At 38.0% G+C, this 518-nt stretch carries 1 protein-coding gene; it reads right to left on the bottom strand.

Features of this window, described 5'->3' with window-relative positions; translation table 11 throughout:
* On the bottom strand, nt 1–518 hold a 518-nt coding region (trpD, locus tag BD31_RS01490; protein WP_048097330.1), incomplete at both ends, for an anthranilate phosphoribosyltransferase.

The following is a 518-nucleotide window of genomic DNA, read 5'->3' on the forward strand; positions in this document are numbered from 1 at the left end:
TGGAAAATTCATCCATACCATCATCTGAACGAACTGTCATCACATTTTGAGCTCCTCTTTTTTTGAGGATTAATGGTATTCTGTCTAAATATTCTGTAGAAAATACCCCTATCATCTGATTTTTTACTCCTGCTGGGTTTGATAGAGGGCCTAGAAGATTGAATGCGGTTCTTTTCCCCAACTTTTTTCTTGCAGCAGATACATGTCTCATTGCTGGATGAAATTTTTGTGCAAACATAAAACAGATGTTGTGTTTTTCTAAAATATCTGCAATCTTTGAAGGTTCCAAATCCAAGTCATATCCAAAATATTCAAAAATATCTGCACTGCCAGAAACTCCTGAGCTTGAGCGGTTTCCATGTTTTGCTACAATTCCCCCAGCGGCTGCCACGACAAATGATGCTGTAGTGGAGATGTTAAATGTCTGAAGTTTGTCTCCACCTGTTCCACACATATCGATAATGGTCCCTTGATTTTTAGGCTCAACTTTTAATGAGAATTCCTGCATTTTGTCTAAC

The organism is Candidatus Nitrosopumilus salarius BD31, assembly GCF_000242875.2.
Classification (GTDB): domain Archaea; phylum Thermoproteota; class Nitrososphaeria; order Nitrososphaerales; family Nitrosopumilaceae; genus Nitrosopumilus; species Nitrosopumilus salarius.